General features: G+C 67.6%; 20 protein-coding genes. 9 read left to right on the top strand and 11 right to left on the bottom strand.

Annotation, left to right across the window (positions count from 1 at the left end; genetic code table 11):
- Nucleotides 1-11: 11 nt before the first annotated feature.
- Genes trmD through rpsP form a run of 4 tightly spaced genes read right to left on the bottom strand, consistent with a single transcriptional unit; the run spans nt 12 to nt 2,023 of the window.
- The gene (trmD, locus tag E0W80_RS00835) at nt 12-731 is read right to left on the bottom strand and encodes a tRNA (guanosine(37)-N1)-methyltransferase TrmD (protein WP_131490945.1); all 720 of its coding nucleotides are present in this window, start codon (nt 729-731) and stop codon (nt 12-14) included.
- A 19-nt stretch (nt 732-750) separates the two neighbouring features.
- Nucleotides 751-1,368 (bottom strand): ribosome maturation factor RimM, encoded by a 618-nt coding sequence (rimM, locus tag E0W80_RS00830; protein WP_131490944.1) that lies wholly within the window; start codon nt 1,366-1,368, stop codon nt 751-753.
- Nucleotides 1,352-1,582: an RNA-binding protein gene (locus tag E0W80_RS00825; protein WP_017830729.1), complete on the bottom strand. Its 231-nt coding sequence runs from the start codon at nt 1,580-1,582 to the stop codon at nt 1,352-1,354. The genes rimM and E0W80_RS00825 overlap by 17 nt, the downstream gene beginning before the upstream one ends.
- 6 nt (nt 1,583-1,588) lie before the next feature.
- Nucleotides 1,589-2,023 carry a 30S ribosomal protein S16 gene (gene rpsP, locus E0W80_RS00820; RefSeq protein WP_131490943.1) on the bottom strand — a complete coding sequence of 145 codons (435 nt, stop codon included), beginning with the start codon at nt 2,021-2,023 and terminating at the stop codon, nt 1,589-1,591.
- A 208-nt stretch (nt 2,024-2,231) separates the two neighbouring features.
- On the opposite strand from rpsP, the gene E0W80_RS00815 reads away from it, so the two are divergent.
- Complete coding sequence (locus E0W80_RS00815) at nt 2,232-3,383, top strand: glutamate--cysteine ligase (protein WP_131490942.1); 1,152 nt, start codon at nt 2,232-2,234, stop codon at nt 3,381-3,383.
- A 15-nt stretch (nt 3,384-3,398) separates the two neighbouring features.
- On the opposite strand, the gene E0W80_RS00810 is transcribed toward E0W80_RS00815, so the two are convergent.
- On the bottom strand, nt 3,399-4,370 hold the full coding sequence (locus E0W80_RS00810; RefSeq protein ID WP_047523383.1) for a sugar-binding domain-containing protein: 972 nt from the start codon (nt 4,368-4,370) through the stop codon (nt 3,399-3,401).
- A gap of 103 nt (nt 4,371-4,473) precedes the next feature.
- On the opposite strand from E0W80_RS00810, the gene E0W80_RS00805 reads away from it, so the two are divergent.
- The 3 genes from E0W80_RS00805 to glpK all read left to right on the top strand — a co-directional run bounded on the left by E0W80_RS00805 (nt 4,474) and on the right by glpK (nt 8,586).
- Nucleotides 4,474-6,183 (top strand): glycerol-3-phosphate dehydrogenase/oxidase, encoded by a 1,710-nt coding sequence (locus E0W80_RS00805; RefSeq protein WP_131490941.1) that lies wholly within the window; start codon nt 4,474-4,476, stop codon nt 6,181-6,183.
- A gap of 92 nt (nt 6,184-6,275) precedes the next feature.
- Complete coding sequence (locus tag E0W80_RS00800; RefSeq protein WP_047523385.1) at nt 6,276-7,031, top strand: MIP/aquaporin family protein; 756 nt, start codon at nt 6,276-6,278, stop codon at nt 7,029-7,031.
- Nucleotides 7,032-7,071: 40 nt separating this feature from the next.
- Nucleotides 7,072-8,586 carry a glycerol kinase GlpK gene (gene glpK / locus E0W80_RS00795; RefSeq protein WP_131490940.1) on the top strand — a complete coding sequence of 505 codons (1,515 nt, stop codon included), beginning with the start codon at nt 7,072-7,074 and terminating at the stop codon, nt 8,584-8,586.
- 69 nt (nt 8,587-8,655) lie between these two features.
- On the opposite strand, the gene E0W80_RS00790 is transcribed toward glpK, so the two are convergent.
- Nucleotides 8,656-9,564 carry a LysR substrate-binding domain-containing protein gene (locus E0W80_RS00790; RefSeq protein ID WP_131490939.1) on the bottom strand — a complete coding sequence of 303 codons (909 nt, stop codon included), beginning with the start codon at nt 9,562-9,564 and terminating at the stop codon, nt 8,656-8,658.
- A gap of 78 nt (nt 9,565-9,642) precedes the next feature.
- On the opposite strand from E0W80_RS00790, the gene E0W80_RS00785 reads away from it, so the two are divergent.
- On the top strand, nt 9,643-10,557 hold the full coding sequence (locus E0W80_RS00785) for an EamA family transporter (RefSeq protein WP_131490938.1): 915 nt from the start codon (nt 9,643-9,645) through the stop codon (nt 10,555-10,557).
- A 6-nt stretch (nt 10,558-10,563) separates the two neighbouring features.
- Here the strand turns inward: E0W80_RS00785 and ffh are convergent, their stop codons facing one another.
- Both ffh and E0W80_RS00775 read right to left on the bottom strand, forming a co-directional pair.
- Nucleotides 10,564-12,126 carry a signal recognition particle protein gene (gene ffh / locus E0W80_RS00780; RefSeq protein ID WP_047523388.1) on the bottom strand — a complete coding sequence of 521 codons (1,563 nt, stop codon included), beginning with the start codon at nt 12,124-12,126 and terminating at the stop codon, nt 10,564-10,566.
- 70 nt (nt 12,127-12,196) lie between these two features.
- Complete coding sequence (locus tag E0W80_RS00775) at nt 12,197-12,784, bottom strand: TetR/AcrR family transcriptional regulator (protein ID WP_131490937.1); 588 nt, start codon at nt 12,782-12,784, stop codon at nt 12,197-12,199.
- Between the two features lie 96 nt (nt 12,785-12,880).
- Here E0W80_RS00775 and lipB point away from each other — a divergent pair, with 96 nt between their 5' ends.
- Nucleotides 12,881-13,519, top strand: a complete 639-nt coding sequence (gene lipB, locus E0W80_RS00770; protein WP_131490936.1) for a lipoyl(octanoyl) transferase LipB — start codon at nt 12,881-12,883, stop codon at nt 13,517-13,519.
- Entirely contained in the window at nt 13,516-14,505 is a 990-nt protein-coding gene (gene lipA, locus E0W80_RS00765; RefSeq protein WP_131490935.1) for a lipoyl synthase, read from the top strand. Before lipB ends, lipA begins: the two co-directional genes overlap by 4 nt.
- 40 nt (nt 14,506-14,545) lie before the next feature.
- Here lipA and E0W80_RS00760 read toward each other — a convergent pair whose 3' ends face one another.
- From E0W80_RS00760 to smc, 3 genes are read right to left on the bottom strand one after another with little or no spacing between them, the layout of a single operon-like run.
- Nucleotides 14,546-15,046 (bottom strand): DUF2004 domain-containing protein, encoded by a 501-nt coding sequence (locus E0W80_RS00760; RefSeq protein ID WP_131490934.1) that lies wholly within the window; start codon nt 15,044-15,046, stop codon nt 14,546-14,548.
- 44 nt (nt 15,047-15,090) lie between these two features.
- Nucleotides 15,091-15,963: a signal recognition particle-docking protein FtsY gene (gene ftsY / locus E0W80_RS00755; RefSeq protein WP_047523393.1), complete on the bottom strand. Its 873-nt coding sequence runs from the start codon at nt 15,961-15,963 to the stop codon at nt 15,091-15,093.
- A gap of 55 nt (nt 15,964-16,018) precedes the next feature.
- Complete coding sequence (gene smc, locus E0W80_RS00750; protein ID WP_131490933.1) at nt 16,019-19,567, bottom strand: chromosome segregation protein SMC; 3,549 nt, start codon at nt 19,565-19,567, stop codon at nt 16,019-16,021.
- Nucleotides 19,568-20,094: 527 nt separating this feature from the next.
- On the opposite strand from smc, the gene E0W80_RS00745 reads away from it, so the two are divergent.
- Together E0W80_RS00745 and E0W80_RS00740 are read left to right on the top strand one after the other, a co-directional pair.
- Nucleotides 20,095-20,379, top strand: a complete 285-nt coding sequence (locus tag E0W80_RS00745; protein WP_047523395.1) for a hypothetical protein — start codon at nt 20,095-20,097, stop codon at nt 20,377-20,379.
- 124 nt (nt 20,380-20,503) lie between these two features.
- Nucleotides 20,504-21,583 carry a GNAT family N-acetyltransferase gene (locus E0W80_RS00740; RefSeq protein WP_131490932.1) on the top strand — a complete coding sequence of 360 codons (1,080 nt, stop codon included), beginning with the start codon at nt 20,504-20,506 and terminating at the stop codon, nt 21,581-21,583.
- Nucleotides 21,584-21,670: the final 87 nt, after the last annotated feature.

Below are 21,670 nucleotides of genomic sequence, written 5' to 3'. Positions count from 1 at the left end.
CGGGATCGCCGTCAGGATGCCGAGGTCTCGTCGCGTGGCAGGAGGTCGGGTCGACGCCGGCGCGTGCGTTCCCACTGCTGCTCGCGACGCCAGGCCGCGATGGCGGCATGATTACCGCTCAGCAGGACATCGGGCACCGATCGTTCACGCCATGACGCGGGCTTCGTGTACGACGGGTACTCCAGCAGGCCGTCCTCGTGCGACTCCTCGACGAGACTCTCCGGATTGCCGACCACTCCGGGGATGAGTCGTCCGACCGCCTCGATCATCGCCATCACGGCGACCTCTCCCCCGTTCAGCACGTAATCGCCGAGGCTGATCAGGCGCACCTCGCCGAGGTCCGCGGCGTACTCGAAGACGCGCTCGTCGATGCCTTCATAGCGCCCGCACCCGAACACGAGATGCTGACGCGTCGCGAGCTGTCTGGCCGTCTTCTGGGTGAACACCTCGCCGGCGGGAGACGGGAAGATGATGGTGGGGCGCTCATCGACATGCGATGCCGACGCACCGGTCAGCTCATCGAGTGCGAGCCCCCACGGTTCGGGCTTCATCACCATGCCGGCGCCGCCGCCGTACGGTGTGTCATCGACGGTACGGTGCCGATCCGAGGTCCAATCCCGCAGATCCCGAACACGGAGGTCGATGAGGCCGGACGCCTGAGCCTTGCCGAGCAGGGAAAGCGTCAGTCCGTCGAAATACGACGGGAAGATGGAGACGACATCGATGCGCACGGGTGAACCGTATCAGCGGTCACTCGGCCGCGTCGGCGCCCGAGTCCGCCTGCGGATCGGTGTCGGCGACGTCGGGAAGCTCCTCGAAGAGCCCCGCAGGAGGAGTCACGACGACACGCCCTGCGGCGACATCGACGGTCGGCACGATCGCCGAGACGAAAGGCACCATGACCTCGCTCTCACCGGCCTTGACGATGAGGAGATCCTGGGCGGGAAAGTGCTCGACACGGACGACCCGACCGATCACGGCGTCATCACGGACGACATCGAGCCCCACGAGCTGATGGTCGAACCACGCGTCGTCCTCGACCTCGTCGACGTTCTGGTCGATCCAGAGGATCGCCTTGACGAGGCTCTCGGCCGCGTCACGGTCGTCGACGTCTTCGAAGAAGACGACCGGGTTGCCGTTCATCACTCGATACTCACGTACGGTGATGTCCTTGCCGTGCCACGGAGATGCCTCAGGCACCTGCAACGTGAAACCGGCACCGGGGACGAATCGCCCCTCGGGGTTGTCGGTGTAGAGCTCGAGCTTGAGCCCACCCTTCAGGCCGTGCGCCTTGACGAGACGTCCGACGCGCAGCTGGTTCTTGCCCTGATTGCGGTCCTTCGACACCACGTCAGTCGTCCGCGACATCGACGCGGACCCGACGCCCGTCAGCAAGAGCGCTGACCAGCGTGCGAAGGGCCTTCGCAGTGCGGCCGCCGCGCCCGATCACGCGTCCACGGTCGTCGGGGTGCACGCGCACCTCGAGGAGATCGCCTCGCGGCGATGTGGATTCGTTGATACGGACATCCTCCGGGTGATCGACGATCCCCTTGACGATGTGTTCGAGCGCGGCGGCGAGCACGACGGATTACTCCGCGTCTGCGGCGGGAGCCTCAGCGGCCTCCGCGTCGGCGGCGGCGGGAGCCTCCTCAGCGGGAGCCTCCGCCTTCTTGTCGGCCTTGGGCTTGACGACGGACTTCTTGGACGCGTCGACCTCGAAGGGAGCCTTCGGCTCGGCGACCTTGAGCGTGGACTTCGCGTCCTTGTCGCCCTTGAACTTGCCCCAGTCGCCCGTGATCTTGAGGATGGCGGCGACCTGCTCGGTCGGCTGCGCGCCGACGGAGAGCCAGTACTGCGCACGCTCGGAGTCGACCTCGATGAACGAGGGCTCCTCGGTGGGGTGGTACTTGCCGATCTCCTCGATCACGCGACCATCGCGCTTGGTCTTCGAGTCGGCGACGACGATGCGGTAGTACGGCGCACGGATCTTGCCCAGGCGCTTGAGACGAATCTTGACAGCCACGATTCTCCTGAATTGTGTGGAAGGAAACGAACTGATCGCCTGGAGAGTGGGGTGCACACCCGGCGGAAGCTCAAAATGAGTGGTACCTGCTGGATAGAGGGTCGAGCAGGTGGTCCAGCCCTCTATTCTGCCAGATGCACGCGCCTGGCGCGAAACGCGATGAAACTGCTGTTGCCGTGTCGCGTCGCGCCCGTGCCAGACTGTGCGGGTGAAACTCGAGTTCGCCTCTTCGGCCCGCTCCACCGTCGGCCTCGAATGGGAGATCATGCTGGCGGACCCCACCAGCGGTGACCTGGTCGGGCGCGCCCCGGAACTGCTCGCCGCGCTGGAGACGGAGAGCGCGGACGAGCGCCACACGGTCACGGGTGAGCTTCTCACCAACACGATCGAGGTGACGAGTGGAATCGGCGACTCCGTGGCGCACGCCGTCGACGACATCGCCAACGCGATCACCTCCGTGCGTTCGGCGACGGACCCCGCCGGGATCGAGCTGCTGTCCGCCGGAAGCCACCCGTTCGCCCAGTGGTTCGATCAGCAGGTGTCGGACAAGTCGCGGTATCACACCCTGATCGAGCGCACTCAGTGGTGGGGACGCAACATGATGATCTGGGGCATCCACGTGCACATCGGAGTCGAAGACCACCGCAAGGTCTTCCCCCTCATCAACGCACTCGCCGGCTACCTCCCCCACCTGCAGGCCCTGGCGGCGTCGAGCCCGTTCTGGGCCGGCGAACGCACGGGCTACGCGTCGAACCGTGCTCTGGTCTTCCAGCAGCTGCCCACAGCAGGACTCCCGTGGCCGCTGCACGACTGGTCGCAGTACGAGTCGTACCTCGAGGACATGGTCCGGACCGGCGTGATGGAAGATGCCACCGAGGTGCGCTGGGACATCCGCCCCGCCCCACGCTGGGGCACGATCGAGGTACGCGCCTGCGACGGCCTGTCCACCCTCCCGGAGCTGGCGTCCGTCGCCGCACTCGTGCAGGTGCTCGTCGAGCACTTCTCGCGGCAACTCGACGAGGGCAGGGCTCTCCCTGAACTTCCCGCCTGGTTCCACCGCGAGAACAAGTGGCGGGCGGCACGATACGGACTCGACGCCCGCGTCATCGTCGACGCCGCAGGCACCCAGCGCCCCGTACGGGAGCACCTGACCGAGACGCTCGAGTCGCTCGCCCCCGTCGCGGTGGAGTTGGGGTGCGGACGCGAGTTCGGCGGCGTGGGGACGATCCTGGAGGGCGGCGCCAGCTACGCGCGGCAGCTCGCCGTCGCCGATGCCGCGGGCGGCGATCTCACCGCCGTGGTGCAGCACCTGATCCGCGAGTTCCGTTCCGGTCCGGAGTCGTCGACCGACGAGGACTGACACTCCCGGCGCTGTTCAGTCCTCCACGAGACGGCGTGCGAGACCTTCGTCGAGGACCACGTCGGTGATGAGTCCGGCCGCCAGAGCAGCCCGGAGACTCACCAACTTCGGGATACCGGAGACAACGCAGACCCGGCGAGGGACACGGCGCAGACGATCGAGCCCGGGGCCGGTCGCCCTCGCGTTGACGCGGATGTCCCGCCAGGAACCATCTGATCGGAAGAAGACCGTCGCGACATCGCCGATCGCGTGGTCCTCGCGCAGGCTGCGGTAGTCGTCACGCCCGAGGTAGCCGCCGACGTAGACCCGGCTCGGCACCTCCGCCGCAGGAGAGCCCAGGCTGAAGACGGCGACGTCCATCTTGGCCTGAAGGTCGAGCACACGCCGCGTGCTCCGCTCCCTCCACATCGCCTCCCGGGTCGCCGGGTCATCGAAGAAAGCGGGGACGGGGAACTGCTGCACCTGCGCGCCGAAGGCACTGCCGAACCGCTGCAGGATGTCGCTGGAGTATTCGACGCCGGTCGTCTGGGTGTTCCCGGCACCGTTGAGCTGCACGAACGTGGTGTTGTGCGTCTCCTTCTGTGTCAGTCCACGGCTCACCGCACTGATCGTCGAGCCCCACGCGACTCCGATGACCATGTTCGAATCGACGAACTGTGACAGCAGACGACCTGCCGTGAGCGCCACACGCTCGAGACGTTCGACTTCGCTGAGGATCTCCGGCATCGGCACCACGTGCGCGGCCACACGGTGCCGGTCACGGATGCGCTGCTCGAGCATCCCGAGACGTTCGAGCGGCGAATTGATCCGGATGTCGACCAGGCCGCTTTCCCTGGCGAAGCTCAACAGGCGGGACACGGAGGATCGGGAGGTGCCGAGTTCCTGCGCGATGACTTCCATCGTCTTGTCCTGCATGTAGTACAGCTGCGCGGCGGTGAGCGCCGCGATCAGCTTGCTGTCGCGCGTTTCCGCGGCCTGACCGACCATCGTGACCTCCTCACCCCCGATCCTTGCACATATGTGCAGTGGGCTTGCGCGAGATGCCACACAGGTCGATGCTGGTTGGCAAGTAAGGAAGAGAGGGTCGACGATGATCGATTCCACACACTCGTCTGCGGAGCGCGCAGAGGTCAGCACCGTCCGTGAGTCCGGACGTACGAGCGTCCTCGTCATCGGTGGCGGGATCAACGGGATCTCCACGTTCCGCGATCTGGCACTGCAGGGAGTGGACGTCGTCCTCGTCGAGCGCGGCGACTTCGCCTCCGGCGCGTCCTCCGCATCGAGCCACATGATCCACGGTGGGATCCGGTACCTCGAGAACGGTGAGTTCCGCCTCGTGCGCGAGTCCGTCGAAGAGCGCAACGGCCTGCTCAAGATCGCCCCGCACTACGTCAAGCCGCTGCAGACGACGATCCCGATCTACTCCACCTTCTCCGGCATCCTCTCCGCTCCCCTGCGGTTCCTCACGCACAAGAGCGGCAAGCCGCAGGAGCGCGGCGCGTTCCTCATCAAGGTCGGCCTCACGATCTATGACACGTTCTCGCGCGACGGCGGAATGGTCCCGCGGCACCGCTTCCTCGGTCGGAAGAAGTCGTTGGCCGAACTGCCTTCGCTCGACCCGCGGATCAAGTACACCGCGACGTACTACGACGCCTCCATGCACGACCCGGAGCGTCTCGCTCTCGACGTGCTCCAGGACGGACGCGCAGCTCACCCGGGGGCGCATGCTCTCAACTACGTCGAAGCGATCGCCCGCGACGGCGACAAGGTGATCCTCCGCGACCGCGAAAGCGGAACCGAGTTCTCCGTGCAGGCCGATGTCGTGGTGAACGCCTCGGGCCCCTGGACGGACGTGACGAACGATGCGCTCGGCGAGGACACGAAGTACATGGGCGGCACCAAGGGGTCGCACATCGTGCTCGACCACCCCGAGCTGCTCGAGGCCACGCAGGGCCGTGAGATCTTCTTCGAGCACTCCGACGGCCGTATCGTCCTGATCTACCCGCTCAAGGGGCGGGTCCTGGTCGGCACGACCGACATCGACGCCGACCCGCGCGAAGTGCCGGTGTGCACCGAGGAGGAGGTCGACTACTTCTTCGACCTGATCCACCACGTCTTCCCGACGATCCCGGTGGCGCGTGACCAGATCGTCTACAAGTTCTCGGGTATCCGCCCGCTGCCGCGTCATGAGGACACGGCACCGGGCTTCGTCTCCCGCGACTACCGCATCGAAGTCGACCAGAAGGGCGCGGTACCGCTCGTGAGCCTCGTCGGCGGCAAGTGGACGACGTTCCGCGCGCTCGGCGAGTCGCTCTCCGATGTCGTGCTCGGCCTGCTCGGTCGTACCAGGACGGTCTCGACGGCCGGGCGCGCAATCGGCGGCGGCCGCGAGTTCCCGCGTACGGAGAAGGCGAAGCGCCTCTGGGTTCAGGAGAACCTCGCCGGCGCCGGCGCACGTGCCGACCGCCTGATCGCACGCTACGGCACCCGCGCCGCCCAGGTCTGGGAGTATGTCGAGCAGGGTACCGACGAGCCGCTCGCGAAGGGCGACCTCTCGACCCGCGAACTCGAATGGATGGTGCACAACGAGATGGTGAGTCGCCTCGAAGACGTCGTGCTGCGGCGCACCAGCATCGCCTTCACCGGAAACGCGGACGCCGAGGTCCTCGATGAGATCGCCGATGCGCTCGCACCGATGCTCGGCTGGGATCGCTCGCGTCACGACGCCGAGCTCGACCAGACACGTCAGCTGCTCAACGAGCGGCACGGACTCGATATCCAGTCCCGCACCCGCGGCTGACTGGACTTCGGACAGCCGCCCTCCTCGCGGCGCAACCCCCATAACGTGTCGGGGCAGAGGGGCCTCGACACACAAGAAAGGTCAAAGAAGACATGGCTGATGTGAATCTCGGTCTCTACTTCCTCTCGGAGTTGGTCGGCACAGCGATGCTCGTCCTCCTCGGATGTGGTGTCGTGGCCAACGTGGCCCTTGCGAAGAACAAGGGCTTCGGCGGCGGCTTCCTGATGGTCAACTGGGGATGGGGCCTCGCGGTCTTCGCCGGTGTGCTCGTCTCCGCGTACTCCGGTGCGATCATCAACCCGGCTGTCGGCATCGGACTCTTCGTCGCCGGCAAGATCTCGTTCGTGATGTTCCTCACCGCGACGGCCGCTGAGCTCCTCGGCGCGATCCTCGGTGCGATCGTCGTGTGGCTCGCATACAAGCAGCACTTCGACGAGGAGCCGGAGGCCGCCAACAAGCTCGGCGTCTTCTCGACCGGTCCCGCGATCCGCTCCTACGGGTGGAACCTCGTCACGGAGATCATCGGAACGTTCGTCCTCGTGTTCGTCATCTTCGCGTTCGCGGACTACGGCGACATCCAGGTCGGCACGCCCGGAGGCCTCGGACCGCTCACCGCGCTCCCGGTCGCACTGCTCGTGGTCGGTATCGGCGCATCGCTCGGTGGTCCGACCGGCTACGCCATCAACCCCGCCCGTGACCTCGGCCCGCGTATCGCTCACGCGATCCTGCCGATCAAGGGCAAGGGCGCCAGCGACTGGTCCTACTCGTGGGTTCCCGTCGTCGGTCCGCTCATCGGTGGTGTGATCGCCGCACTCGCCGCGCCCGTGCTGCTCGGCCTCGCCGGCTGATCGACACCCCATCCGCACTGGAATTCAAAGGAGAGCACAAGTGGCTGACTACATCATCGCCATCGACCAGGGAACCACGTCGAGCCGCGCGATCATCTTCGACAAGAAGGGCAGCATCGTCGCGACCGGACAGAAGGAGCACGAACAGATCCTTCCGAAGGCCGGCTGGGTCGAACACGACGCGGCGGAGATCTGGCGCAACGTGCAAGAGGTCATCGGCTTGGCCCTGGGCCGCGCCGACCTGACGCGCCACGACATCGCGGCCGTCGGTATCACCAACCAGCGCGAGACCGCCGTCGTGTGGGACAAGAACACCGGCAAGCCGATCTACAACGCGATCGTCTGGCAGGACACCCGCACGCAGGAGATCGTCGACCGCCTGGCGGCCGACGGCGGTGTCGAGCGGTTCAAGCCGGTCGTCGGTCTGCCCCTCGCGACGTATTTCTCGGGGACCAAGATCGCGTGGATCCTGGAGAACGTCGAGGGGGCCCGCGAGAAGGCGGAAGCAGGCGACCTGCTCTTCGGCACCACCGACTGCTGGGTTCTCTGGAACCTCACGGGTGGCGCCGACGGAGGCGTGCACGCGACCGACGTCACCAACGCGTCCCGCACGATGTTCATGGACCTCGAAACCCTCGAGTGGCGCGATGACATCCTCGAAGCGTTCGGCGTGCCGCGCTCGATGATGCCGGAGATCCGTTCCTCGTCCGAGGTGTACGGCACCGCGGAGAGCTCCTCGCTCCTGCGGGAGACGCCGATCGCCGGCATCCTCGGCGACCAGCAGGCCGCGACGTTCGGGCAGGCCGCCTTCCAGACCGGCGAGAGCAAGAACACCTACGGCACGGGCTGCTTCCTGATCTTCAACACGGGCGAAGAAGTCGTCCACTCGAAGAACGGGCTGCTCACCACCGTCGGCTACAAGCTCGGCGACGGACCGACCCACTACGCACTCGAAGGATCGATCGCCGTCACCGGGTCGCTCATCCAGTGGCTGCGCGACCAGCTCGGCATCATCTCCTCGGCCCCTGAGGTCGAGAAGCTGGCCGAGCAGGTCGAGGACAACGGCGGCGTGTACATCGTCCCCGCGTTCTCGGGACTGTTCGCCCCCTACTGGCGTCCGGACGCCCGGGGCGCGATCGTCGGCCTCACCCGGTATGCGAACAAGAACCACATCGCGCGCGCCGCGCTGGAGGCCGTGGCCTTCCAGACCCGCGACGTGCTGGATGCGGTCAACGCCGATGCCGGTGTCGATCTGACGGAGCTCAAGGTCGACGGCGGCATGGTCGCCAACGACGCGCTCATGCAGTTCCAGGCGGACGTCCTCGGTGTCCCCGTCGTGCGCCCGGTCGTCGCCGAGACCACGGCGCTCGGTGCCGCCTACGCCGCCGGTCTCGCCGTCGGCTTCTGGAACGGTCTGGATGACCTCTCCGCGAACTGGCAGGAGGACAAGCGCTGGGAGCCGTCGATGGATGAAGCCGAGCGCGATCGCCAGCTCCGGTTGTGGCGCAAGGCCGTCACGAAGTCCATGGACTGGGTCGACGAAGACGTCAAGTAACAGCGTCGAGTGAAGCGAAGCGGGTCCGGAGTTCACCTCCGGACCCGCTTCTCGCGTCTTCCTGCATCCTCACGAGGAGGACGAGGCTTCGGCCCCGTGCTCCCCCGGAACCGCAGCCAGCACCGCGAGGAAGGCCCTGGCCACCGTCCGGGGCGCAGCCTGGTCCCAGGCCACGTACTCGACGCGCCGGGGACCGTCGAGCACGTCGATGATCACGACATCGGCGCCCGATCGCGCCACCGTCTCCCGTGCGAGAAGCGTGACCGCCAGCCCCGCCTCGACGAGCCCGAGGATGAGAGTGGCCGAGTCGGCTTCGAACGCGACATCCCTCGTCACTCCCGCGGACGTGAATGCGGCGTCGCTCTGCGCCCGGCCGGAGGTCGCAGCCGGGAAGTCCGCGAAGGTCTGATCGGCCAAGTCCTCGATCCGAATCGCTTCGGCGCCCGCAAGAGCGTGCCCGCGAGGGACCGCCGCCACGAGTCGGTCACGCGACAGGACACGTGATGCCACGCCGACCGGGTCCACGCCGTCGCGCAGGCCCAGGAGTGCCACATCGAGATCGCCGCGACGAAGCCGGGCGACGAGCGTATCGCTGTTTCCCACCTGCAGTTCGACTCGTGCTTGTGGGTGTTGTCCACGAAAGGCCACGAGTACGGCGGGGAGATCGATGGCCGTCACGGTCGGGATGACACCGATCCGGAGGGTCCCCACCACCGCGCCGTCGACAGCGGCGGCATCCTCCCGTGCCTGTTCCGCCGCCCGGACCGCGGCACGTGCATGCCCGACGAACGCCTCGCCGGCCTCGCTCAATCGCACGCTCCGACTCGACCTGATGAACAGTCGCCGGCCGAGTTCCCGCTCGAGTGCAGCGATCTGGTGGCTGAGGGCCGACTGAGTCACGAAGCAGCGCTCAGCGGCCCTGGTGAAGCTCGAGGTGGCAGCAACCTCTACGACGTACCGGAGCTGTTGGAGTTCCATGTATCCATGATCAGCCCTCATGCAAGCGGTGACAACCATGCGTTGGATTCATCGGAGCACGGCGCGCACGCTGGAGGTATGAACCGCGTGATGCTCGTATTCCTCACCGCCCTCGCACCGATCTCCTGGGGGACCACCTATCTCGTGACGACAGAGCTCCTCCCGCCCGGGCACCCTCTGTTCGCCGCGCTCCTGCGCTCGCTCCCCGCCGGCCTTCTCGCCGTCGTCCTGAGCCGACGGCTTCCGCACGGTTCGTGGTGGTGGAAGTCGATGGCACTCGGCGCACTCAACATCGGCGCGTTCTTCCCTCTCCTGTTCCTCGCTGCCGAACGTCTCCCCGGCGGGGTGGCGGCAGCGGTTGCCGGTGCTCAACCGGTCATCGTGCTGGCTCTCGGTTCGCTCGTGCTGCAGGAGCGCATCCGAGCGCTCACCGCGGCTGCCGCCGTCGTGGGAGCAGGTGGTGTCGCCCTGGTCGTCCTCGGCCCTGCGGCGGATCTCGATCTCTGGGGAGTCCTCGCCGCGCTGGGCGGTGTCACCGCGACCGGAATGGGGATGATCCTCACCAAGCGCTGGGGCAGGCCGAGCGGGGTCGGGCCGGTGGCCTACGCCGGCTGGCAGCTCGGCGCCGGAGGGCTTCTGCTGCTGCCGGTCACTCTGCTCGTCGAAGGGGTGCCATCGCGGATCGACGGTGAAGCCACGCTCGGGTATCTGTGGCTCGGCACGGTGGGCGGGATCGTCGCCTACTCGCTCTGGTTCCGCGGGGTCCAGCAACTGCCGGTGATCGTGCCGGGGCTCCTCGCGCTGCTCTCCCCGATCGTCGCGACCCTGCTCGGTGCGCTCGTCGCGGGCGAGTGGTTCACGCCACTCCAGGCCATCGGGTTCGTGCTGACGCTCGGCGCGTTGGTGCTGGGCCAGATCGTTGCGCGTCCGGCAGCAGGACCGGGACGTCCTGCCGCCTCGGCGGTCGCGCCCGTGCTCACCGCACCGCGCTGACCAGGCTCAGCCCTTGCCGAAGAGCTTCTGGATCTCCGCGAGATCAGCCTCGCTGGGAGCCTGGGGGGCATTACCCAGCCCGAAGCCCGACCCCGTGGGTGCGGCCGAGGAGGTGATGCCCGCGTTCTCCGCAGCGCGCTTGGCCGGGTTGCCCGAACGAGAACCGCCGGAAGACTTGCCCTTCTTGCCCTTCCCCCGCTTCGAGGAAGCACCGGGACGTCCCATGCCGGGCACCGCACCCATACCGGGGATGTTGGGCGTGCCCCCTCGGGCCACCGTCTTCATCATCTTCGCGGCCTGCTCGAACCGCTGCACGAGCTGGTTCACGTCGGTGACCGTCATGCCGGCACCACGGGCGATGCGCAGACGGCGCGAGCCGTTGAGCACCTTCGGGTTTCGCCGCTCCCCCGGCGTCATCGAACGGATGATGGCTTCGGTGCGATCGATCTCACGCTCGTCGAAGTCCTCGAGCTGCTGCTTCATCTGCCCCATGCCCGGAAGCATCCCGAGCATCTTCTTCATCGAACCCATCTTCTTCATCTGCTGAAGCTGGTCGAGGAAGTCCTCGAGGGTGAAGGCCTCGGTCGCAAGCTTCTCGGCCATCTTCATGGCCTCTTCCTCGTCGAAGGCCTGCTGGGCCTGCTCGATGAGGGTCAGGATGTCGCCGAGGTCGAGGATCCGGCTCGCCATACGGTCGGGGTGGAACGGCTCGAGGTCTTCGAGGCGCTCGCCCGTCGACGCGAAGATGATCGGACGGCCGGTCACGGAGGCCACGGAGAGAGCCGCGCCACCACGTGCGTCGCCGTCGAGCTTCGACAGCACGACGCCGGTGAAGTCGACACCCTCCTGGAACGCCTTGGCCGTGTTGACGGCATCCTGACCGATCATCGCGTCGATGACGAACAGGACCTCGTCGGGGGTGACCGCCTTGCGGATGTCGGCGGCCTGCTTCATGAGTTCGGCGTCGACGCCGAGACGGCCGGCCGTGTCGATGATCACGACGTCGTGCTGCTGACGTCGCGCATACTCGACACCATCGCGCGAGACCTTCACCGGATCCCCGACGCCGTTGCCGGGCTCCGGCGCGTAGATGGTGGCGCCGGCCTGCTCCGCCACGACCTGGAGCTGGTTGACGGCGTTCGGGCGCTGAAGGTCGGCGGCGACCAGGAGGGGCGTGTGCCCTTCGCCCTCGAGCTGCTTCGCGAGCTTGCCCGCGAACGTCGTCTTACCCGAACCCTGCAGACCCGCGAGCATGATCACGGTCGGAGCGGTCTTCGCGAACTGCAGCCGACGCTGCTCGCCGCCGAGGATCTGGACGAGCTCCTCGTTGACGATCTGCACGACCTGCTGCGCGGGGTTCAGCGCCTTGTTGACCTCGTCACCGAGCGCGCGCTCACGCACTCTGGCGGTGAAGTCCTTGACGACGACGAGCGCGACGTCGGCGTCGAGCAGCGCGCGACGGATCTCCCGTACGGTGCCGTCGACGTCGGCCGCGGTGAGCTTTCCCTTCGTGCGAAGGTTGCGGAAGGTCTCGGTGAGCCGATCGGAGAGCGTGCCAAAGGTAGCCATGGTGCTGTCGATTCTACGCGAGCGGAGCCTCCACGCTCAGCGCAGCGCGGAGCTCGGTCGCGACGCGGGGTCAGTCCGACCAGGGAAGGTCGTGGATCAACCCCAGCGCATCGGCGAGCAGGGCTTCCGGGGTACCCCGGCCGGCCCCCTGCTCGGCCCAGACCCGCAGCGACGAGAAGACGGCCGCGGCGTGCGCGGCGCCGAGGATGTCGGCACGCACCGCATCGACCCCGGAACCGCGAGCCGCGCGCGACACCCCTGCAGAGAGCTTCGCCAGACGCAGACCGGTGTCGCGAACGAGTTCGTCCTCGAGCCCCATGGCGGCCGCGTTACGGAGCGCGAGAGCCAATGCATCGGGCGCGAAGTCTCGGACGACGAGCAGAAGGATGCCACGGACGGCTCCCCCCGTCGCGCGCGTCCCGAGCTCTTCGAGGGACTCGAGCGCGTCCTCGATCCGCTCGTCGACGCCCGACCACAGGACGTCGCTCTTCGAAGTGAAGTAATTGAAGAAGCTCGATCGGCTCACGCCTGCGCGCTGAGTGATGTCGGCCACCGATGTGCCGTCGTACCCGCGTTCGAGGAAGAGCTCGCATGCGGCCTCCGCGAGAGTCTCGCGGGACGACGCCTTGGGGCGCCCTGCACGGCCGGTGGAGCTCATGCTCTCACGCTACCGCGCGCGACCGGCATGCATCCGATGCGCCTCGTCGGGAGTATTGTTAGACCCAATCCAACTAATCGATGATGGGAGACGTTCATGCTGGACATCCTCACGCCGGGACTGGCTCCGGACCTCGTGCCGTACGCCGACGGGTGGGAGCTGCAGCGCCGCATTCACCCCGAGGTGGTGGACGGAAGTCGACCGGACACGCTGATCCTGCTCGAGCACGAGGCGGTCTACACCGCCGGCAAGCGCACCGAGCCGCACGAACGCCCTCAGGACGGCACACCCGTCATCGACGTCGACCGCGGGGGGAAGATCACCTGGCACGGACCCGGCCAGCTCGTCGGGTATCCCATCGTCCGGCTCCCCGAACCGATGGACGTCGTCGCGCACGTGCGGCGGCTGGAACGCATCCTGATCGACGTGCTCCGCCCTCTCGGAGTGGACGGGTACCAGGTCGACGGACGGAGCGGCGTCTGGGTTCGTCGCCCGCTCTCGGAGGACAAGGTCGCGGCCATCGGCGTGCGAGTGCAGCAGGGCGTCACGATGCACGGTTTCGCGATCAACTGCGACAACAGCCTCGTGGGGTTCCGCGGGATCATCCCGTGCGGCATCACCGATGCCGGAGTCACCACCGTGAGCGAGATCGTCGGAGCCGACGTCTCCCCCGCCGACGTCATCGATCACGTCACGACCGCCTTCCTCACCGAGTACGCAGGAGTTCCCGCATGACCGCCGCCCCCGAAGGACGCAAGCTCCTCCGATTGGAGGTCCGCAACGCCGAGACCCCCATCGAGCGCAAGCCCGAGTGGATCAAGACCAAAGCGAAGATGGGCCCCGAATACACGGCGCTGCACTCTCTCGTGAAGAGCGAGGACCTGCACACGGTGTGTCAGGAAGCCGGCTGCCCGAACATCTACGAGTGCTGGGAGGACCGGGAGGCGACGTTCCTCATCGGGGGCTCGCAGTGCACCCGCCGCTGCGACTTCTGCCAGATCGACACCGGCAAGCCCGACGCCTACGACACCGACGAGCCCCGCCGCGTCGCCGAGAGCGTCGTGCGCATGAACCTCCGCTACGCCACGGTGACGAGCGTCGCGCGGGACGACCTCCCCGACACGGGCGCCTGGCTCAACGCTGAGACCGTCCGGAAGATCCACGAGCTCAACCCGAACACCGGCGTCGAACTGCTCGCGAACGAGCACAACGCCGATCCGGCCTTCCTCGGGCAGATCTTCGATGCTCGCCCTGAGGTGTTCGCGCACAATGTCGAGACCGTGCCCCGCATCTTCAAGCGCATCCGTCCGGCGTTCCGCTACGAGCGCTCACTCGATGTGCTCACGCAGGCCCGCGACGCCGGTCTGATCACGAAGTCGAACCTGATCCTGGGGATGGGCGAGGAACCGGAGGAGGTCGTCCAGGCGTTGCACGACCTCCATGACGCCGGCTGCGACATCATCACGATCACGCAGTACCTGCGTCCGTCACCGCGCCATCACCCCGTCGCGCGCTGGGTGAAGCCGGCCGAGTTCGTGGAGCTCAAGGAAGAGGCCGAGCGCATCGGATTCCTCGGCGTCCTCGCCGGCCCCCTCGTGCGCTCGTCTTACCGTGCGGGTCGTCTGTGGGCACAGTCGATGGTGTCGAAGGGACGGGAGATCCCCGAGCACCTCGCGCACATCGCAGACAGCGCGGAACTCGGTTTCGCGCAGGCCGTCTGACCACGCCCGGGTCGCAGGCGCCACCCGCGGCGGTGGCGCCTCAGTCGGCGCTCATCACCGACTGGACGGAACCGTTCGAGCCGAGGTTCACGAGCAGGACATCGTCGGACGAGCTGTCGTCCAAGGCGTACTCGAGCACGGCGAAGGGTTCCGAACCGCCGTGCTCGTCGGCCAGGATCGTCATGCTCATCAGTCGGAGCGAGCGGATGATGTCCACCGCGGCGTCGCCCGACACATCGACGAGGACGTCAGGGAGGTCATCGCCGTAGGCCTCCTGCTGCTGCAGGATGTACTCGGTCACCTCGCTGGTGCGATCGTCCACCTCGGCCAGCATGCCGCGACGTGCCGTCCCGTCCACGTTCTCGAGGCCGGCGATGAGGCCGGCGGCGATGTCGAGCGCGTCGGCGGACACATCGTCCTGGTCCGGCGCGGTCAGATCGACGGTGACGCTCTGGTCACCGAGGTCCACGGTCTCCGACCAGAAGATCGAGCCGTCGGGGCCCGAGGACAGGAGTCCGAAGTAGTCGTGTTCGATCGCCATAACGCTATGAAACCAGCCTCGTGCTCACGGCGGTAGTCCCGTCCTCAGCCGACCAGGGATTGGACGAAGACATGAGGCGTGAAACCGGTGAGATCGTCGATCCCCTCCCCCTGCCCGAGGAGCTTGACAGGGATGCCGGTGCGCTCTTGAACGGCCAGCACGAACCCGCCCTTGGCCGAGCCGTCGAGCTTGGTGAGGACGAGCCCCGTGACGCCCGCGTGCTCGAGGAAGGCCTCTGCCTGCATCACGCCGTTCTGCCCGGTGGTCGCGTCGAGGACGAGAAGGACCTCGCTGATGGGCGCCTGCTTCTCGATCACCCGCCGCACCTTGGTGAGCTCGTCCATGAGACCGCCCTTGGTGTGCAGACGCCCGGCGGTGTCGATGATCGCGATCTCGATGCCTTCGCGCTTGGCGTACTCGACAGTCTGGAAGGCGACGGAGGCGGGATCCTGACCTTCCTGCTGAGGGCGGACGATCGCTGCACCCCCGCGCTGCGCCCACGTGGCGAGCTGATCGACCGCAGCAGCACGGAACGTGTCCGCCGCACCGACCACGACACTGCGCTGGTAGCCGCGGAGGAACTTCGTGAACTTGCCGATGGTCGTGGTCTTGCCGACGCCGTTGACCCCGACGACCAGCACGACGGCAGGACGCTCGGTGAGCTTGAGGGTGGTGTCGAACTTCGCGAAGTGCTCCTCCAGGGTCTCCCGCAGCATCCGCTGCAGGTCCTGGGGATCGGTGGTGCGGTACTTGTCGACCTTCGCACGCAGTTCCTCGACGACGCGCTCACTGATGTCGGGACCGAAGTCCGCGGTGATCAGCGCTGTCTCGAGGTCCTCCCACGTGGTCTCATCGATCGTGGGTTTGACGAACATGCCGCGCAGTGCGCGACCGAGTGACCAAGACTTCTCCGCCATCCCTCCAGCCTACGGGTAGCGCGGGCGAATCGACCGCGAAGCCGACCTCGATCGGTCAGACGGCGGCGGCCGCCCTGTCTCCGACCCGCTGCCCGACGACCGCAGACACGCCGTCCTGACGCATCGAGACACCGTAGAGCGCATCCGCGATCTCCATCGTGCGCTTCTGGTGGGTGATGATGAGCAGCTGGGAGCTCTCCCGCAGCTGCTCGAACACCGTGAGCAACCGCCCGAGGTTCGCGTCGTCCAGCGCGGCCTCGACCTCGTCGAGGATGTAGAACGGGCTCGGTCGCGCCTTGAAGATCGCCACGAGCAGCGCGACGGCGGCCAGCGAACGCTCACCGCCGGAGAGGAGCGACAGCCTCTCGATCTTCTTCCCGACCGGACGCACCGACACCTCGATGCCGGTCGTCAGCAAGTTTTCGGGATCGGTCAGCGAGATGCTCCCGGTCCCGCCCGGGAAGAGCAGCGGGAAGACCTGGCCGAAGGCCTCCTTGGTGTCTTCGAAGGCGCTCGCGAAGATCGTCTCCATCCGTTCGTCGAGGTCGGCGATGATCGTCAGGAGGTCCTCCCGCGTCTGCGTCAGGTCAGCGAGCTGCTCCGTGAGGAAGGCATGGCGCTGTTCGAGCGCAGCGAACTCCTCGAGCGCCAGAGGGTTCACCCGGCCGAGTTGCGCGAGCTTCCGCTCCGCCTCGGCCAGACGACGCTGCTGGATGCGACGATCGAACGGGATGGCGGTGTCGTCGTGCGCGTCCTCGGCGGCCTGTTCCGTCCCCGGATCACGAGGAACCAGCTGATCGGGACCATATTCCGCTACAAGAATATCTTCGTCGAGTGACAGCTCGGACGACACCCGCTCGAGCAGGCTGCTCAGGTGCAGCTTCTTCTCGTGGATCTGCAGTTCGAGCCCGTGCACGCTCTCCGTCAGCCCCGCCAGGCGTTCCCGGAGCGACGTCTCCTGGGCACGCAGGGCAACGAGTTCCTGGTTCTGCGCCGACCGCGCCGCCTCGGCTTCGGCGAGAGCGACACGGGCTTCGGTGACCGATCGGTCGAGCGAGTCGAGGATGCGCGGGAGTTCGTCGGCCACCCCGGAGGCAGCCTCGCGCTGAGCGCGACGGATCACGGCACGGCGTGCGGCTTCCGCCGCGGCATCCCGCTCCTGTTCGCGTTGCCGTTCGAGACTCGCCACCCTCGCCTGGGCGGCGCGCACCCGCTCACGCAGAGTCTCGATCTCGAGACGTGACCGCAGTTCTCCCTCCCGGGCGAGTTCGAGCGCCTCCAGGAGTCCGTCGCGAGCGGAAGCGTCGAGTACCGGGCGCGGTGTGGCGATCGCCTCGTCCAGTGCGGCTTTCGCATCGGTGGCCTTCGCCTCGGCGTCGGCAACGGCGGTCTGCGCCTGGGCGAGCCCCGTCTCGAGTCGTTCGCATTCGGCGACCGCGGACTCGTGCCGCACCGTGACCCGGTTCAGCTGCTCCGCATGCGTGGCGAGAGCGGCGTCGTGTTCGCGGAGAGCCCGCAGCGCATCCTTCGCCTGGCGCCGGGCCGTCTCCACTGCTTCGTTCGCATCCTCCCGAGCCTCACGGAGGGAGTCGACCACGATCTGGACCTCGGCGAGTCGTTCCGCTGCGGCATCCCGCTCCGCGGCGAGCTCGAGCCGTGAGCGCTCGCCGCCGGACCCGGTTCGCAGGGTGTGCGCCGTGATCACATCGCCACCGACGGTCACGATCGTCGTGGACGTGTCACCCGCCGTGTCGAGCGCTGTGCGCGCAGCACGAGCCGCGCCGAGGTCGTTCGCGATGAGGACATGGGACAGGATGCCGAGAACACCATCGGGGGCGGTGACGGTCTCCACCGCAGGCGTGACTCCGTCGATCGGTGCGACGACCGCGGACCGGGGGGCAGGCACGTCCGCGACGACGAAGTCGACCACTCCCCGGCGATGTTCGGCCGCCTGCTCGGCCTGCGCGAAGGCATCGGCGGCGGTATCGATGAGCACGCCCTCGGCGAGCGGGCCCAGCACCGCCGCGATCGCTGCTTCGAAGCCGGCGCGGACCTGCACGGAGTCGCCGACGAGGCCGCGCACGCCCCGCCCACCGGCTTCGACGACCTCTGCCGCTCCACCGGACAGCGCCAGTGCGCTGCTCAGAGCGGCGGCCTTCGCCGTCAGAGCATCGACCTCACGCTCGGCGGTGTGCAGGCGCTCACGCAGGGTCTCCCGTTCCGCTTCCGCCGCCGTGGAGGCGCGTTGTGCGCTGTCGTACGCGGCGGCGTACTCGACGGCGGTGCCCTCGGGTGCCTCGGCATCGTCGATCGCCTCGAGCGCCTCCGCGGCCTCCCGACGACGCATGTTCGCCGCTTCGAGCGCATTCTCCTGCCGGAGAACGGCCCCACGCACCGCGGCGAGGGCCGAGGAGGCCGCGTCGGCCGTGCCACGCAGCGCGGAGATGCGCATGTCGTACTCGGAGACCAGTGCGCTCTGCTCGGCGATGTCCACGTCGAGCGTGTCCAGTTCTGCGCGGGCCTGCACCACTTCGCGGCTCGCCGACGCGGCCGCGTCCTGCGCATCACCCAGCCCCGCGGAGATCACGTCGATCTCTTCCTTCGCCTCGTCGATCGTGGCCTGAGTGACGGTGACCGTGGTGACGGCGGCGTCGTCCTCCTCCGATCCGAGCAAGGCGAGGCGCTGATTCGCCAGCGTGTAAAGGCCGCGCATCCGCTCCTGCACCTGCTCCAGCCCGAAGGCGACGCTGCGCGCCTCGTCGACGGCGACCGAGTTCTGCTCGTGCTCGAGGCGCGCGATGCTCGCCCGCACCGTCTCCGCCTGGTCCGACAGCACCAGGCGTTCGGTGTGGCGTTCGTGCTCGGTGCGCGTGTGGTCGGCCAGAGCGGTGCGCAGAGCGACCACGTCGTCGGCGAAGATCCTCGCCTTGGCATCACGGACCACGGCGGCGATGGTCTGCGCCTCCCGCGCGATCTCCGCCTGGCGCCCGAGGGGTTTGAGTTGGCGCCGGATCTCTCCGGCGAGGTCGCTCAGACGGGTGAGATTGGTCTGCATGGCGTCGAGCTTGCGGAGGGTCTTCTCCTTGCGTCGCCGATGCTTGAGGATTCCGGCGGCCTCCTCGATGAAGCCCCGTCGATCTTCCGGAGAGGCCTGCAACACCGTGTCCAGACGTCCTTGACCCACGATCACGTGCATCTCGCGCCCCAGACCTGAGTCGCTCAAGAGCTCCTGCAGGTCGAGAAGACGGCAGCCCTCGCCGTTGATCGCATACTCGCTCGAACCGTTCCGGAACAGCGTGCGGCTGATCGTCACCTCGGCGTACTCGATCGGCAGAGCGCCGTCGGCATTGTCGATGGTGAGCTGCACCTCGGCGCGCCCGAGCGGACCGCGGGTAGAGGTGCCCGCAAAGATCACGTCCTCCATCTTGCCGCCGCGCAGGGTCTTCGCCCCCTGCTCCCCCATCACCCAGGCGAGGGCGTCGACGACATTGGACTTTCCGGAGCCGTTCGGACCGACGATGCAGGTGACACCGGGCTCGAACACGAAACTCGTCGGCTGCGCGAACGACTTGAACCCTTTGAGCGTCAGGCTCTTCAGATGCATGCGGGCACCGCTCGTCCGGGGAGAATCACGCGGCTACGCTACCGGAATTCCGGGCCGGAACGGTGATCCCGCGCGGATGCCCCACGGAACCGGATGGCGGCGCGACACGCCGAGTTCGAGGCGAGATGCTTGACGTCTCCGGCGCGCGTTCGCTACGGTGGCGTGCGGATCGCCACACGAAAGGAGGTTACCGATGATGATTCAGCTCAACGCACAGGCCACTGGCCTCGCCGCGCCCGCGCATTTCGCGCCGCGCCCTGCGTTCTCGGTAACCGCCGGCGTCCGCTCGAGCGCGCTCTGCTAGAACCGCACCCCGAGAATCCCGGCCCGTAGTGGGCCGTCTCCGGTCGGTCCTTCCGCGCCCCACCCTCTGATCTGCTCCAGATCACGGATCTTCCGCCGCCTTCGGCATCTGCGTCTTCGCAGACCCGAGGAGCCGCATCCTTCCGCACCGTCCCCGACTGCTTCGGCGGTCGGGCGTCGGTGCTTCCGCACCCCATCTCACCATCACTCACGAAGGAATCACCGTGAACACCACGTTGCACCGCAGCGTCTCCCACCCGCCCGATATCGAGGACCGTGAGGTCCTCCAGATCCCCCGTCCCGACGAACTGCGCCGCCTCTCGCTCGCGGATCGTCTCTCCCTCCGGATCGGCCTCTGGCTGTTCCAGAGGGCGCAGCGCCCGCAGCGACACCGCCGCGGCCTGTACATCGACCCATCCGAGCTGTTCCTCCTCGGCGAGCAGCGCCACCGCTCCGCCGCCGAGTCGTCCGCCCTGCTGACGTTCGACATGCAGCGGGGGATGCGCTGACGGACGTCCGGCTGTGACAGCTCCCCCATCCCCCGCGCCGCATCCGCCCGTGCTCGTCACGGGCGGATGCGGGCACCCGCTCCACACACCGGCTCCCTCGGAAGCCCCACTCGAAGGAAAAGACATGACGACCATCGAACCGACGATCACCCCCCTGGTGGTGCCGGTCTCCCTGGACGGTGACGACGCCGCGGATTTCCGCGCATACGGCGAACTCAACCGGCGAATCTGCGACGAGCAGGTCGGTCTGCCCGATCTCGCTCCAGACGCCGCGCAGATGCTCCCGGACTGGCAGGACGACACCGATTCACTCGACCTCGGTTTCGTCGCACGCGTGGACGACGAGATCGTCGGGATGATCACGGTCTCCTTCGCGCAGGAGGCCGAGGCGCATGCGGCGGAGCTCGACCTGCTGGTGCCGGAAGCGCACTGGGGCCGGGGCGTCGAGGATGCCCTGCTCGCCCGCGCCGAAGCGGAAGCGCGTGCGCGTGGTCGGGGTCTTCTGCAGCTCTGGAGTCTCCACCGCCCGAAGGACGCCGACCGGATGCTCGTTCCGCGCACCGGGTGGGGTCGCATCCCGGCGACCCCGCTCTCCGACCTGGCCGAGGCGAACGGGTTCGTCCTGGAGCAGGTCGAGCGCAACAGCGAGTTCGACCTCCGGAGCGACCCTGCCCCCTTGCGCACCGCGCTGGACGACGCGCTCGCAGTGGCCAGAGCCGACTATCGCGTCATCGAGTGGAACATGCCCACCCCGCCGGAGCTGCGGGACGGCTTCGCCGGGGTCCTCGCGCGGCTGTCGACGGATGCGCCGAGCGGCGACATGGACTTCCCCGAGGAGGCCTGGGACGCGGAGCGCGTCGTGCGCCGCGAAGCGCGTCTCCTCGGTGCAGGTCAGGCCGTCTCGGTCGTCGCCGTCGAACACGTGTCGACCGGAGAGCTCGTCGCCTACAACGAGCTTCTCATCGCGGCCGACCGCACCGGGGTCACGCACCAGTTCGGCACTCTGGTCAGCAAGGACCACCGGGGGCATCGTCTCGGCACGATCGTGAAGTGTGCGAATCTGCTCCGCTGGCGGGAGTTGATGCCGGATTCCACCGTGGTCTCCACCTTCAACGCGGAGGAGAACCGGCCGATGCTGAACATCAATGAGGCGATCGGCTTCGTCCCGGTGTCGTACGCCGGCGGCTGGCAGCGCGCTCTCTGAGACACGTGCGGACCCGATCTCATTCGACGGGATGACCTCGGGTCCGCATCGTCATCCGCCAGACCGACGACCCAGGGCGGGGCGACG

Source organism: Microbacterium sp. PI-1, assembly GCF_004337555.1.
Taxonomy (GTDB): domain Bacteria; phylum Actinomycetota; class Actinomycetes; order Actinomycetales; family Microbacteriaceae; genus Microbacterium; species Microbacterium aurugineum.
The sequence above is the reverse complement of the archived record's forward strand: the minus strand, read 5'-3'. Positions and strand labels throughout refer to the sequence as shown.

What these genes read in the sequence shown, in the direction of transcription:
- ffh (WP_047523388.1), bottom strand. Translation starts at nt 12,126, where the DNA reads ATGGCTACCTTTGGCACGCTCTCCGATCGGCTCACCGAGACCTTCCGC.
- ftsY (WP_047523393.1), bottom strand. Translation starts at nt 15,963, where the DNA reads ATGGCGGAGAAGTCTTGGTCACTCGGTCGCGCACTGCGCGGCATGTTC.
- E0W80_RS00800 (WP_047523385.1), top strand. Translation starts at nt 6,276, where the DNA reads ATGGCTGATGTGAATCTCGGTCTCTACTTCCTCTCGGAGTTGGTCGGC.
- E0W80_RS00760 (WP_131490934.1), bottom strand. Translation starts at nt 15,046, where the DNA reads ATGGCGATCGAACACGACTACTTCGGACTCCTGTCCTCGGGCCCCGAC.
- smc (WP_131490933.1), bottom strand. Translation starts at nt 19,567, where the DNA reads ATGCATCTGAAGAGCCTGACGCTCAAAGGGTTCAAGTCGTTCGCGCAG.
- E0W80_RS00740 (WP_131490932.1), top strand. Translation starts at nt 20,504, where the DNA reads ATGACGACCATCGAACCGACGATCACCCCCCTGGTGGTGCCGGTCTCC.
- rimM (WP_131490944.1), bottom strand. Translation starts at nt 1,368, where the DNA reads ATGTCGCGGACGACTGACGTGGTGTCGAAGGACCGCAATCAGGGCAAG.
- lipB (WP_131490936.1), top strand. Translation starts at nt 12,881, where the DNA reads ATGCTGGACATCCTCACGCCGGGACTGGCTCCGGACCTCGTGCCGTAC.
- E0W80_RS00810 (WP_047523383.1), bottom strand. Translation starts at nt 4,370, where the DNA reads ATGGTCGGTCAGGCCGCGGAAACGCGCGACAGCAAGCTGATCGCGGCG.
- E0W80_RS00805 (WP_131490941.1), top strand. Translation starts at nt 4,474, where the DNA reads ATGATCGATTCCACACACTCGTCTGCGGAGCGCGCAGAGGTCAGCACC.
- E0W80_RS00790 (WP_131490939.1), bottom strand. Translation starts at nt 9,564, where the DNA reads ATGGAACTCCAACAGCTCCGGTACGTCGTAGAGGTTGCTGCCACCTCG.
- E0W80_RS00785 (WP_131490938.1), top strand. Translation starts at nt 9,643, where the DNA reads ATGAACCGCGTGATGCTCGTATTCCTCACCGCCCTCGCACCGATCTCC.
- lipA (WP_131490935.1), top strand. Translation starts at nt 13,516, where the DNA reads ATGACCGCCGCCCCCGAAGGACGCAAGCTCCTCCGATTGGAGGTCCGC.
- E0W80_RS00775 (WP_131490937.1), bottom strand. Translation starts at nt 12,784, where the DNA reads ATGAGCTCCACCGGCCGTGCAGGGCGCCCCAAGGCGTCGTCCCGCGAG.